Source organism: Pseudomonas sp. PHC1, from assembly GCF_046487845.1.
In the GTDB taxonomy this organism is placed as follows: domain Bacteria; phylum Pseudomonadota; class Gammaproteobacteria; order Pseudomonadales; family Pseudomonadaceae; genus Aquipseudomonas; species Aquipseudomonas sputi.
The window spans coordinates 348,117-359,887 of sequence record NZ_JBJXHJ010000004.1; the positions used below are offsets into that span (position 1 = coordinate 348,117).

Sequence of the window (11,771 nt, forward strand, 5' to 3'; positions counted from 1 at the left end):
TTGCAGCATTGAAGAAATCAGGTACGCATTCCGCGCCCGCTCACCAACAACCGCGCACAACCGAAATACAGCACCACGGTCGCCACCAGCATGAAAGTGATCGCGATACCGATGCGGATATCCGATACGCCGAGGATGCCGTAACGGAAGGCGTTGACCATATGCAATACCGGGTTGGCCAGCGACACGGTCTGCCAGAACGGCGGCAGCAAGGTGATCGAGTAGAACACGCCACCAAGATAGGTCAGCGGGGTCAGCACGAAGGTCGGGATGATCGAGATGTCATCGAAGTTGCGCGCAAACACCGCGTTGATGAAGCCCAGCAGCGAGAAGATCGTCGCCGTCAGCACCACCACCAGCACCGTCACGCCGAGATGATGTACCTGCAGATGGGTGAAGAACAGCGACAGAATTGTCACGATCACACCCACCATCAGGCCTCGCAAGACGCCACCAATGGTGTAACCGATCAGAATGGTGTGCGGTGACACCGGCGACACCATCAGTTCTTCGATGGAGCGCTGGAACTTGCTGCCGAAGAAACTCGACACCACGTTGCCGTAAGAGTTGGTGATCACCGACATCATGATCAGACCCGGCACGATGTACTCCATGTAGGTGAAGCCACCCATGTCGCCGATTTGCCGGCCGATCAGGTTACCGAAGATCACGAAGTACAACACCATGGTGATCGCCGGCGGCAGCAGGGTCTGCGGCCAGATCCGGGTGAAGCGTCTGACTTCGCGATAAACGATGGTATTGAGGGCAACGAGGTTGGGGCGCAGTTCGGAACTCATACCGCCACCTTCGACAGATTTTTCTCCACCAGGGACACGAACAGCTCCTCGAGGCGATTGGTTTTATTGCGCAGGCTCAGCACTTCGATGTTCTGCAGGGCCAGTTGGCCAAAGAGCGCAGTGATGCCCATGGTCTTGTCGACCTGGACTTCCAGGGTGTGTGCGTCTATCAACCGGGCCGGATACCCGACCAGTTGTGGCGCCATCGCCAGATCGCTCTTGAGGTCGAGCAGGAAGGTTTCCACATGCAACTGGCCGAGCAGCTGACGCATGCTGGTGTTCTCGACAATCGTGCCGTGGTCGATGATGCCGATGTTGCGGCACAACTGCTCAGCCTCTTCCAGGTAGTGGGTGGTGAGGATGATGGTGATGCCTTTCTGGTTCAGTTCGGTGAGGAATGTCCACATCGAACGGCGCAGTTCGATATCGACCCCGGCCGTCGGCTCGTCGAGGATCAGCAGACGCGGTTCATGCACCAGCGCACGGGCGATCATCAAACGACGCTTCATGCCGCCGGACAGCGAACGTGACGGCACATCGCGCTTGTCCCACAGGCCGAGCTGGGTCAGGTACTGCTCGGCGCGTTCCTTGGCGATCTTCGCCGGAATGCCGTAGTAGCCGGCCTGAGTCACGACAATGTCGAAGGTCTTTTCGAACTGATTGAAGTTGAATTCCTGGGGCACCACACCGATGGAGCGCTTGAGCGCCGCCGGGTTCTTGTCCAGGTCGTGCCCAAAGATATTCACTGTGCCGCTGGTCTTGTTGACCAGGGTCGAGAGAATGCCGATGGTTGTGGATTTGCCGGCGCCGTTGGGGCCGAGCAAGGCGAAGAAGTCACCTTCGGCGACGTCCAGATCGATACCACTCAAGGCCTGGAACCCGTTGCCGTAGGTTTTGGTTAGCTGCCGGATGGACAGAGCGGAACTCATATCGGATTTACGCACCCAGTAAGGAAAAAAGGACTGATAAAAAGCCGGCGGCGAGGAAGACAACCGCAGCGCTCGAGCGCAATGGTGCTTGCCGTCGCCGCACAAGTACAGTCAAGTGTGTCGATAGTAGGTATTAATTCAACGCGGTCATGACCGCTTTGCGATAGGCCGGACGCTGTTTCAACCGCGCGTACCAGGCCTCAAGGTTCGGCTGTGGCGCGCGCTCGATCGGCATCTCGAACCAGGCATAAATGAAACTGCCCAGCGGGATATCACCCATGCCGATTTCACTCCCGGACAGATACGGCTGGTGCTTGAGCGCCTGATCGGCCATCGCCAGCAAGCCGTCACATTCCTTGATCGCCGCATGGATCGCCGGCCAGTCCTGCTTGTCCGCCGGGGTACGCAAAACGCCCCAGAACACCGTGCGAAACGGTCCTGCGAAACTGGACGTCGTCCAGTCCATCCACTTGTCAGCGGTGGCACGGGCCTGCGGATCCGCCGGATACCACGAGGTATCTGCTGCATGTTTGGCCAGCAGGTAACGCACGATGGCGTTGGATTCCCACAACACGAAACCGTCGTCCTGAATCATCGGCACCCGCCCGTTCGGGTTCATCGCCCGGTACTCCGGCGTGTCGACCACACCAAACGCGCCACCGGCATCGATGGCCTCGTAGGCCAGCCCGAGCTCTTCGGCCGCCCACAACGGTTTTCTGACATTCGACGAATTCTTGCGACCCCAGATCTTCAGCATGACCGCCTCTTTTCCAGTAAATGGGCAGGCAGCATACGCCGGATCAGAAGCGGCCGACATCACCACGCATGTCACTGGACAGGGGCGTCTGCTGATCGTTGAACAGGTGCGGATAACATTTCTGCAGATGTTCGAAGAAAAAAGATTCCGGCACATCGGCGAACTGGCCGTGATCGACGAGGTACTCCATCAGCAGCGCGCCATCGCTGTTGTACGGGTGGAAAACGCTGTCGTTCATGCCGTCGAATTCCAGCGGTGCAACGTTGAACATTTCGCAGAGCTTCTGGTTGAACGCGGGTGTGGCTTTGACCCAGCGATCATTGAGAAACAGCTCGGTATAACCATGCATGGCGAACACTTCGCTTCTCAGCAGTTCAAGTAGACGCGGCGTCGACAGATGATTTTTCACATCCGCCAGACCGATGCGCGCGGGGATCCCGCAATGGCGCGCGCAACCGGCGAGCAACGTGGCCTTGGGCACGCAATAACTCTCACCCGCCGCCAGCGCGTAGCTGCCGCGCAAGGTCTGCGGGTCGCGGCTGAAGGTATACATGTTGTAACGCACCGCCTCGCGCACCGCGTAATAAAGACTGATCGCCTGCGCGAGCGGATCGCGACTGGCACCACGGTGCTGCTCGGCGAACTCCACCACCGAGGGGTGGTCACTATCGATGAAGCGGCCGGGGCTCAGATACTCGTGCATGACGACATTCTCCTGGTTGAGCCCCGAGTCTAGCGAGAGGTTCAGCACAGAGATAACGACGTTTCGGCCAAACATGCACGCAAAGACGCGCAAGCTGCGAACGATTTCCCACGCTTGTTGCCCACCGAACCTACAAAAGACATCCGGGGTTTCCCACGATTTCAATCACCTTGTTCTGACCGCCCCGTTTTGCAGATGCCGTCTAAGCTCTGAAGGGTCGGTTCGCCCTGGTTCACGGAGGATTAAATATGCTGTTGTTGTGGATACTGGTTCTGATCGTCGGCGTGGCGTATCTGGCCCACCGGCGCATCGCCCCGCTGCCTGCACTGGGCATCGTTGCCGCTTACCTGCTGGCGATGGGGATTTTCAGCCACGCACCGGGCTGGTTGCTGCTGATTTTCTGGGTCGTGCTGGCCCTGGTGGCCGCCCCGCTGCTGTTGCCTGACCTGCGCCGCAAACACTTCACCGCGCCGCTGTTCAGCTGGTTCCAGAAAACCCTGCCGCCGATGTCGCAGACCGAACGCGACGCGATCGACGCCGGCACGGTGTGGTGGGACGGTGAACTGTTCAGCGGCCGCCCCGACTGGGACAAGCTGCTGTCCTATCCCAAGGTTCAATTGAGCGAAGAGGAACAGGCGTTCATCGACGGCCCGACCGAAGAACTCTGCGCCATGGTCACCGACTGGCAGATCGGCCAGTCGATGGACCTGCCGGCCGAAGCCTGGACCCACATCAAGGAACACGGTTTCTTCGCCCTGATCATTCCCAAGGAGTTCGGCGGCAAGGGTTTCTCCGCCTACGCCCACTCCCAGGTGGCGATGAAACTGGCGACCCGCAGCGGCGACCTCGCCTCCACCGTGATGGTGCCCAACTCCCTCGGCCCGGCCGAACTGCTGCTGCATTACGGCACCGACGAACAACGCAATCACTACCTGCCACGGCTGGCCCGGGGCGACGACATTCCGTGCTTTGCGCTGACCGGCCCGCTTGCCGGTTCCGACGCCGGCGCCATGCCCGACACCGGGATCATCTGCAAGGGCGAATGGGAAGGCCAGGAAACCCTCGGTCTGCGCCTGAACTGGGAAAAACGCTACATCACCCTCGGCCCGGTCGCGACCCTGCTCGGCCTGGCCTTCAAGGCCTACGACCCGGATCACCTGCTCGGCGACAAGGAAGACCTGGGCATCAGCCTCGCGCTGATCCCGACCGACACCCCCGGCGTGGAAATCGGTCGTCGCCACCTGCCGCTGGGCGCCGCGTTCATGAACGGCCCGAACTCCGGCAAGGACGTGTTCATCCCGCTGGACTTCCTCATCGGCGGCCAGGACATGCTCGGCAAAGGCTGGATGATGCTGATGAACTGCCTGTCGGTCGGGCGTTCGATTTCGTTGCCGGCAGTGGGCACCGGCGCGGCCAAGTTCACCAGTCTGGTCACCGGGCAGTACGCGCAGATTCGCGAGCAGTTCAACGTGCCGCTGTCCGCATTCGAAGGCATTCAGGAAGCCATGGCGCGGATCGGCGGCAACGCTTGGATGATGGACGCTGCGCGCATGCTGACTGCCAACGCAGTGGATCTGGGCGAGAAGCCTTCGGTGCTGTCGGCGATTCTCAAGTATCACCTCACCGAGCGCGGTCGCGAGTGCATCAGCCACGCGATGGATGTGCATGGCGGCAAAGCGATCATCATGGGCCCGAACAACTATCTGGGCCGCAGCTGGAACGGCGCTCCGATCTTCATCACCGTGGAAGGCGCCAACATTCTTTCGCGCAACCTGATGATCTTCGGCCAGGGCGCGATCCGCTGCCATCCGTTCGTGCTCAAGGAAATGGCCCTCGCCGGACGCGAAGACAAGGATCAGGCACTCAAGGAATTCGATGGCCTGCTGCTCAAGCACATCGGCTTTGCCGTGAGCAACGCCGCCAGCACCCTGGTGTTGAACCTTGGCCTCGGCAACTTCGAACACGCACCGGGAGACAAGCTCAGCCAGGGCTATTTCCGCGCGCTCAACCGCCAGGCTGCCGCGTTTGCCATGCTCGCCGACCTGAGCATGATGCTGCTGGGTGGCGAACTGAAACGCCGCGAGCGCCTTTCGGCGCGTCTGGGTGACGTGCTGAGCAACCTGTATCTCGCCTCGGCGGCGCTCAAGCGCTACCACGACCTCGATTCCCCGGCGTACATGGAACCGTTGTTCCGATGGGCCATGGAAGAAAGCCTCGGTCAGTCGGAAAAGGCGCTGGATGAACTGCTGACCAACTTCCCGAACCGGGTCTTTGGCTGCCTGCTGCGCGTGATCGTGTTCCCGTTCGGCCGCCGTCACAAAGGGCCTTCGGACAAACTCGGTGCCGAGGTGGCTGCAGTCATCGGCCGGGCCAAGGGCGATCCGGCGCTGGAAGAGCTGCTAGCCGGCTGCTATCGCCCGCAATCGGCAGACGATGCGGTCGGTGCGCTGCAACACGCCTGCGATCAGCTGAACGCTGCGCAACCGCTGCACAAGAAACTGCACACGTCACTCAAAAGCGGTCAGGTCAAACCGGTCGCCGGCGAACACGCCATCGATGCCGCGCTGGAGGCCGGGGTGTTGCAGGCCGTGGAGGCCCAGACCCTGCGTGATGCCGAAGCGGCGCGGCGCAAGGTGATCGATGTCGATGATTTCGACAAGGAGCAACTCAAACCCGCGGAAGACAAAATCCGCTGATCCCTTCAATCAGTGAAAAACGGGCGCGGGCGCTTTATACTCCCGCGCCCGTTTTGCTCTTGAGGACTTATCTCGTGTCCAACGTCGTTGCCGATCATCTGGTTTTGCTCGACCATCTGCGCAGTATCCTGGTCGCCGTAGGTGAGGCCGATCAGGTTCCCGAAGAAAGCCATGCCCTGTTCCTGGAGCGTTTCGACGAACTGCTGGCGTCACTGCCGATCGAACCGATCGAAAGCCAATACCTGGGCCAGGACATCCTGACTCAAGTGATTACCCGTTACCCGCAAATTGCCCACCTGATCCCGCGGGATCTGCTGTGGTTCTTCGCCGGAGACTGCCTGCATTACCTGTCCGACGAAGAAATCGACATGTATCAGGCGCTGGAAGAGCGCCGCTACGAAGCCGAACAGAACGACGAACCGTTCGACTGGAACCAGGAAAAACAGCTGCTGGCGATGTCCGCCCAGGACAGCAAGCACTGATTTTCGCCCGGTAAGAAAAAGGCCCCCATGGTGATCCATGCGGGCCTTTTTTCTCGCGCTAAAGCAGTCCTTCACTCTCGGGCAGTTCGTACTCTGCCAATGATTTTGAACCGCCAGACTTTCCCGGTTTGCTCAGGGTCGGCTCTTTCTGCAGACACTCCACCAGATAGTCGATGAACACCCGCAGCTTCGGCGGCAGATAGCGCGTCGGCGAGTGCAGCAACCACAATCCGCCGTGATAGGACGCCAGGAACGTCCAGTCCGGCAGAACCTGCACAATCAGCCCCTGCTCCAGTGCATAGCGAGCGGTGAAATACGGCAGGCTGCCAATACCGATATGCTGCAACACCGCGCCCAGACGCACGCCGGTGTGATTGGCGGCATACCGGCCGCGCACGCCGACGGTGACGGCTTTCGTGCCTTTCTTGAATTTCCAGCGCGCATCACTCGGAGTTTCACCCAGGTAAATGCAACTGTGATTGAGCAAGTCATGGGGATGAGTCGGCGTCCCGTGCTCAGCCAGGTATTGCGGCGTGGCGCATAGCAAATGGTCGATGGTCAGCAGTTGTCGTCCGACCAGTCCGGCCGGTGGACGATCCGTGATGCGAATGGCCAGGTCGACATGGTCGTCGATCAGATCCACCTGGCGGTCTTCCAGCAACAGTTCCACATCGACCTTCGGATAGCGCCGCAGAAACTCCGGCATGTGCGGATGGATCACGAAACGCCCCACCGCTTTCGGCACGCTGACCCGCACCAGACCTTCGGCTTCGTGGGTGAACTGGCCGCTGATCTCCATCACCGACCTCGCTGCGCTGACCATTTCCTGGCAGCGCTTGAACACCTCTTCCCCGCCATCGCTCAAGCGCAATTTGCGTGTGGTGCGTTGCAGCAACCGCGTGGCCAGCGCCTTCTCGAGCCGGGAAATACTGCGGCTGACCGCCGAGGGCGATGAGCCCAATTGGCGAGCGGCTTCGGAGAAACTGCCGGTCTCGACGACCTTGACGAAAATCGCCATTTCACCGAGCAGCGGCAGTGGAAGATTTATGCTCACAGCGCAACAGTCCTTTGATGTTTGAACGGATTATCACGTTATTGCACGATTCATATAATTAAAAAAGAAACTTTAATAAGGGCATGGAATATGACGCTTCGCCTCTTTTTCCATAGTGATGACCTCAAGGCCAATGTGGAAGTCCTCGACTGCACGCCCCAAGAGAACGAATTCGCCGTTGTGTTGCGCGCCACGCTTTTTCACCCCCAGGGCGGTGGCCAACCCTGTGATACCGGCTGGATCGGCGACAGCCAGGTGCTGCGCGTCGTCCAGGAACCGGACCGGATCCTTCATTTCGTCGATCAACCGGTGCCACTGGGCATGACCCAGATTCGCGTCGACGAAGAGCGCCGCCGCTTCAACACCCGCATGCACTCTGCGGGACATTTGATCGGCCACTTCGTCCAGGCCATGGGCTGGATGCCGATCAAGGCGCACCACTGGCCGGACGAGGGCCGGGTTCAATTCAAACCCGGAGATTCGGCTCAGGAGGTCGATGCGCAAACCGTTCAATACGGCATCGGGCAATGGATCGAACACGACCTGCCGCGCCTGACATCCCTGCGCGAAGGCGCGCGGGAAATCGGTTTCGGTGAACTGCCAGCCTATGGCTGCGGTGGCACCCATGTACGCAGCCTGAAGGATTTGGGCACAGTCACGATCGCGTCCCTTTCGCAGAAGAAAGGCACGCTGTCCGTCCACTACAGCGTGGATTGAGGATTTCGGACGCTGCCAGATGCAGCGTCCGACGCCGGGGGAACCGCGTTCGCCGGTTCCGTTGACTATTCGATAGATGGACCTGAAACCATGATGCTTGACGTCGAGCGTCTCGATGAGACGTGCATAAAAAAACTGGCCAACGAAGAAGTCCTCGCCATCCGCTTCAAAGGCTTTCTGCCCCAGGCGCAGGCGATCCAGATTGGCGACAAGATCCTCGCCCCCGGCTTCGAGGGCTACATCAACGCCCCCAGCATCGGCCGCATCGGCATGGCGTTCTACGAGGCGGAAAACCAGCCGTTGCTGATCGAAGATTATTTCGAGCGCGCCGCCAGCAACATCGCCGAGCTGCGTAACCGCTGCGCGCCCTATTCGTCGCCCGTCGACACCTTGCGTTGCATGCTCGACGAATCCTGGCCGGCGGGCGCCCATCTGGAAAACCTCTACGGTCGCAAAATGTACGTCGGACTGTCCCGAGTGGTGAAACCGGGCGTGTGCTTTCTGGCTCATCACGACATCTTCGCCAAGGATGCCCCGGAGAGTTTTCAGGCGCGCAGTCTGGAGGCGCAGTTCGCCTGCAACGTCTACCTCAACATGCCGACCGAAGGCGGCGCATTGCAGATGTGGGAAGACGACATTTCTCCGGACCGCTTCGACGAAATGCGCGGCGACAGCTACGGCATCGACCCGGCGCTGCTCGGCCCGCCCGCCCTCGAAATACGCCCGGAACCGGGGGATTTCATCATGTTCAATTCGCGTCGCATGCACTCGGTGACGCCGGGTGTGGCCGATCCGCGCTTGAGCCTTTCGTTTTTTGTCGGCTATCGCGGCAACGCTTCACCCCTGACTTTCTGGAGCTGAAATGACATCGAATTACCTGGGCGAGTTTCTGGCGCTGGCCACCATTCACTTTCTGGCCGTGGTCGCTCCCGGCCCGGACTTCGCCGTGACCATCCGCCAGAGTGTGCGCTTCGGCCGACTGGTCGGCATCTGCACGGCACTGGGCATCGGCGCGGGAATTTCCGTGCACGTGCTGTACACCCTGCTGGGCGTCGGCGCCCTGATGCACACCACGCCGTGGTTGCTGACTGTCGCCAAAGTGGTCGGCGGTGCTTACATTCTTTATCTGGGCGTCAGCCTGATCCGCAGCAAACCCAAGACGACAATGGAAGGCGAAAAGACCAGCGATGAACCACTGGTTGAACAATCGCTGTTCAAAGCGTTTTCCACCGGTTTCCTGACCAACGCCACCAACCCCAAGGCCACGCTGTTTTTCCTGGCGATCTTCACCACGATCATCAGCGCCAGCACACCGCTGCAAATCCAGGCGCTGTACGGGTTGTGGATGTGCGGGGTGAATGCGTTGTGGTTCGTGATCGTTGCGCTGTTCTTTTCCAGCAGTAAAGTGCGCGTGCTGTTCATGCGCATGGGCCACTGGTTCGAGCGCAGCATGGGGGTGATTCTGATCCTGTTTGCCGGGCGTCTGGTGTTGTCGATGTAAATACGCTGATCGGAGAAGCCCGATCCAGACTGACTGGACGGGCTTTTTCGATTCTGCGCCGCTTTTGCATTTCTGTGCGACGCGTCCCACTTCGGGGGCTCCCCTCGCACGCTCGTGTGGTGGTAGTTTGCGAGACCGTCTGACGCTTCGGTCAGACAACTCCTTCTCACCGCCTGCAAAGGAATGCCCTTAGCAATGGATTTTTCACTCAAGCAACTGGCCGCGTCGACGCTGATTCTGGCCAGCCTCTCGTCCGTCACATTGCCCGCCCACGCCAACCTTAGCGAACAACAGAGCGCAACCCTCCTCAAGACATTCAATGAGGCAAAGGTCAGTGACTTCAGAGCATTTCTCGGTGATCTGGCCAAGAACGACCTGAGCAAGATCGACAATCTGCGCCCGACCATCAGCGCCTTCCTCGACAACAAGACACTGACTGTCGAACAACAGAACGAAATTCATCGCCTGCTCGGTCTCTACACCCGCGTGAAGTACGGCAAAGCCGCCCTGGAAACCCTGCGCGAACTGGTGGAAATCCCGACCTTCCGCAAGGACGGTGTCGATCAGCACGACAACCCCGAATTCATCAAGATCGCTGGCAAGATCAAGGATCTGGCTGAGTCTTTCGGCCTGAAGTATCGCAACGTCGACAACCGCGTCTACGAAATCTCCCTCGACGGCAGCGGCAAGGACGTCGTCGGCATTCATGCTCACGCCGACGTGGTGCCGGTAACGCCGGAAAACTGGGTGCTCAAGGACGGCACCAAACTCGACCCGTTCAAGGTCACGCTGATCGGCGACCGCATGTACGGCCGAGGCACCGAGGACGACAAAAACGGCATCGTCGTGACGCTGTATGCCATGAAGGTGATCAAGGAAGAGAAGCTGCCACTGGCGCGCAATTTCAAACTGCTGGTGGACACCACCGAAGAAACCACCGGTGACGCGATTCCCTACTACTTCGAACGCAACCCGACGCCCGAGTACAACCTGGCACTGGACGGCGGCTATCCCGTAGTGATCGCGGAAAAAGGTTACGGCACCGTCATGGCCAAGTTCGCCAAGCGCAACGCAGAGGGCAAAGGCGCGGAAATCACCTCAATGACCGGTGGCCTGGCGACCAACCAGATTCCATCGGTTTCCGTAGCCACTCTGGTGACTGACAAACCTGCCGAGCTGGCGGCCAGCCTGCAAAAGGCCGGCACTGAATACGCCAAGCGCAATGGTGGCGATTTCGAAGTGAACGCCAAGGTCGATGGCAACGACGTCAAACTCACCGTTACCGGTGTTTCCGCGCACTCGTCCGAGCCGGAATCCGGCGTCAACCCGGTTGCCCGTATGCTGGACTTCATCCACAGCGTGGACGGCAAGATCGCCTTCAAGCACAACCACATCACCGACGCTGCCCGCTACGCCGCCGACAACTGGGGCCTGGATTACAAGGGCAGCAAACTGGGCGTTGGTTTCGCCGATGCTTTCATGGGCCCGCTGACCACCTCCCTGACCTACGTCGGCATGGACGACAAAACCTTCAAACTCGCGGTCAACCTGCGCGTGCCGAAGGGCAAGTCGCCGGAAGTGCTCAAGCGCGAAATCGCCGACAAACTGGCGACCTGGAGCAAGAAAACCCATGTCGCGGTCAACTTCGACTATTCGATCGCCGAACCGATGTATCGCAACCCTGAAGGCGAGTGGGTCAAGGCACTGTTGGCCGTGGCCACCGAAAACCTGGGCATGAAGCATGAATTCGGCACTTCGGCCGGCGCCACCTCGGTGCATGAACTGCCAAACGGCGTGCAATTCGGCCTGGCGCGACCGGAGGTCAAGTACACCGGTCATACCGATGGCGAATTCAAGACCGTTGACCAGTTCCTGTTGGACCTGCAGATCGTCACCGAAATGATGGGACGCATCGGGCAATTGCCGAAACTCTGATCGCGCAACGGGCTCGTCACATTGGCGGGCCCACAAAAAAGGACCGCGAGGTCCTTTTCTATTGCCTGACAAAAAACGCACAAACAAAAACGCCGCTCATCACTGAGCGGCGTTTTTGTGAATCTGGAGCGGGAAACGAGACTCGAACTCGCGACCCCGACCTTGGCAAGGTCGTGCTCTACCAACTGAGCTATTCCCGC

General features: G+C 59.6%; 11 protein-coding genes and 1 tRNA gene. 6 read left to right on the forward strand and 6 right to left on the reverse strand.

Annotated elements, in window-relative coordinates; translation table 11 throughout:
• Positions 1-17: 17 nt before the first annotated feature.
• From ACKJSM_RS08710 to ACKJSM_RS08725, 4 genes are all read right to left on the reverse strand, one after another.
• On the reverse strand, positions 18-797 hold the full coding sequence (locus ACKJSM_RS08710; RefSeq protein ID WP_011335453.1) for an ABC transporter permease: 780 nt from the start codon (positions 795-797) through the stop codon (positions 18-20).
• Entirely contained in the window at positions 794-1,726 is a 933-nt protein-coding gene (locus tag ACKJSM_RS08715) for an ABC transporter ATP-binding protein (protein WP_236177941.1), read from the reverse strand. Before ACKJSM_RS08715 ends, ACKJSM_RS08710 begins: the two co-directional genes overlap by 4 nt.
• A 133-nt stretch (positions 1,727-1,859) precedes the next feature.
• The gene (locus ACKJSM_RS08720) at positions 1,860-2,483 is read right to left on the reverse strand and encodes a glutathione S-transferase family protein (protein WP_410237234.1); all 624 of its coding nucleotides are present in this window, start codon (positions 2,481-2,483) and stop codon (positions 1,860-1,862) included.
• Positions 2,484-2,526: 43 nt separating this feature from the next.
• Complete coding sequence (locus ACKJSM_RS08725; protein ID WP_041475400.1) at positions 2,527-3,186, reverse strand: transglutaminase-like domain-containing protein; 660 nt, start codon at positions 3,184-3,186, stop codon at positions 2,527-2,529.
• A gap of 248 nt (positions 3,187-3,434) precedes the next feature.
• Between ACKJSM_RS08725 and ACKJSM_RS08730 the strand changes: the two genes are divergently transcribed.
• On the forward strand, positions 3,435-5,882 hold the full coding sequence (locus tag ACKJSM_RS08730; protein WP_410237235.1) for an acyl-CoA dehydrogenase: 2,448 nt from the start codon (positions 3,435-3,437) through the stop codon (positions 5,880-5,882).
• Between the two features lie 74 nt (positions 5,883-5,956).
• Positions 5,957-6,364 carry a PA2817 family protein gene (locus ACKJSM_RS08735; protein ID WP_007950758.1) on the forward strand — a complete coding sequence of 136 codons (408 nt, stop codon included), beginning with the start codon at positions 5,957-5,959 and terminating at the stop codon, positions 6,362-6,364.
• A gap of 58 nt (positions 6,365-6,422) precedes the next feature.
• On the opposite strand, the gene ACKJSM_RS08740 is transcribed toward ACKJSM_RS08735, so the two are convergent.
• Positions 6,423-7,418, reverse strand: coding sequence for a LysR family transcriptional regulator (locus ACKJSM_RS08740; RefSeq protein ID WP_236177937.1), 996 nt, complete (start codon positions 7,416-7,418; stop codon positions 6,423-6,425).
• A gap of 90 nt (positions 7,419-7,508) precedes the next feature.
• Between ACKJSM_RS08740 and ACKJSM_RS08745 the strand changes: the two genes are divergently transcribed.
• From ACKJSM_RS08745 to ACKJSM_RS08760, 4 genes are all read left to right on the forward strand, one after another.
• Entirely contained in the window at positions 7,509-8,135 is a 627-nt protein-coding gene (locus ACKJSM_RS08745) for an alanyl-tRNA editing protein (RefSeq protein ID WP_236177936.1), read from the forward strand.
• Between the two features lie 90 nt (positions 8,136-8,225).
• Positions 8,226-8,996, forward strand: coding sequence for a 2OG-Fe(II) oxygenase (locus ACKJSM_RS08750; protein ID WP_236177935.1), 771 nt, complete (start codon positions 8,226-8,228; stop codon positions 8,994-8,996).
• A gap of 1 nt (position 8,997) precedes the next feature.
• Positions 8,998-9,636, forward strand: a complete 639-nt coding sequence (locus ACKJSM_RS08755; protein WP_011335460.1) for a LysE family translocator — start codon at positions 8,998-9,000, stop codon at positions 9,634-9,636.
• A gap of 195 nt (positions 9,637-9,831) precedes the next feature.
• Positions 9,832-11,571 carry a dipeptidase gene (locus tag ACKJSM_RS08760; RefSeq protein WP_410237236.1) on the forward strand — a complete coding sequence of 580 codons (1,740 nt, stop codon included), beginning with the start codon at positions 9,832-9,834 and terminating at the stop codon, positions 11,569-11,571.
• A 124-nt stretch (positions 11,572-11,695) separates the two neighbouring features.
• Here ACKJSM_RS08760 and ACKJSM_RS08765 read toward each other — a convergent pair.
• Positions 11,696-11,771: transfer RNA gene (locus ACKJSM_RS08765), tRNA-Gly, on the reverse strand.

Coding starts and splice junctions, on each gene's coding strand:
- ACKJSM_RS08745 (WP_236177936.1), top strand. CDS start 7,509: ATGACGCTTCGCCTCTTTTTCCATAGTGATGACCTCAAGGCCAATGTG.
- ACKJSM_RS08710 (WP_011335453.1), bottom strand. CDS start 797: ATGAGTTCCGAACTGCGCCCCAACCTCGTTGCCCTCAATACCATCGTT.
- ACKJSM_RS08760 (WP_410237236.1), top strand. CDS start 9,832: ATGGATTTTTCACTCAAGCAACTGGCCGCGTCGACGCTGATTCTGGCC.
- ACKJSM_RS08715 (WP_236177941.1), bottom strand. CDS start 1,726: ATGAGTTCCGCTCTGTCCATCCGGCAGCTAACCAAAACCTACGGCAAC.
- ACKJSM_RS08725 (WP_041475400.1), bottom strand. CDS start 3,186: ATGCACGAGTATCTGAGCCCCGGCCGCTTCATCGATAGTGACCACCCC.
- ACKJSM_RS08755 (WP_011335460.1), top strand. CDS start 8,998: ATGACATCGAATTACCTGGGCGAGTTTCTGGCGCTGGCCACCATTCAC.
- ACKJSM_RS08720 (WP_410237234.1), bottom strand. CDS start 2,483: ATGCTGAAGATCTGGGGTCGCAAGAATTCGTCGAATGTCAGAAAACCG.
- ACKJSM_RS08750 (WP_236177935.1), top strand. CDS start 8,226: ATGATGCTTGACGTCGAGCGTCTCGATGAGACGTGCATAAAAAAACTG.
- ACKJSM_RS08730 (WP_410237235.1), top strand. CDS start 3,435: ATGCTGTTGTTGTGGATACTGGTTCTGATCGTCGGCGTGGCGTATCTG.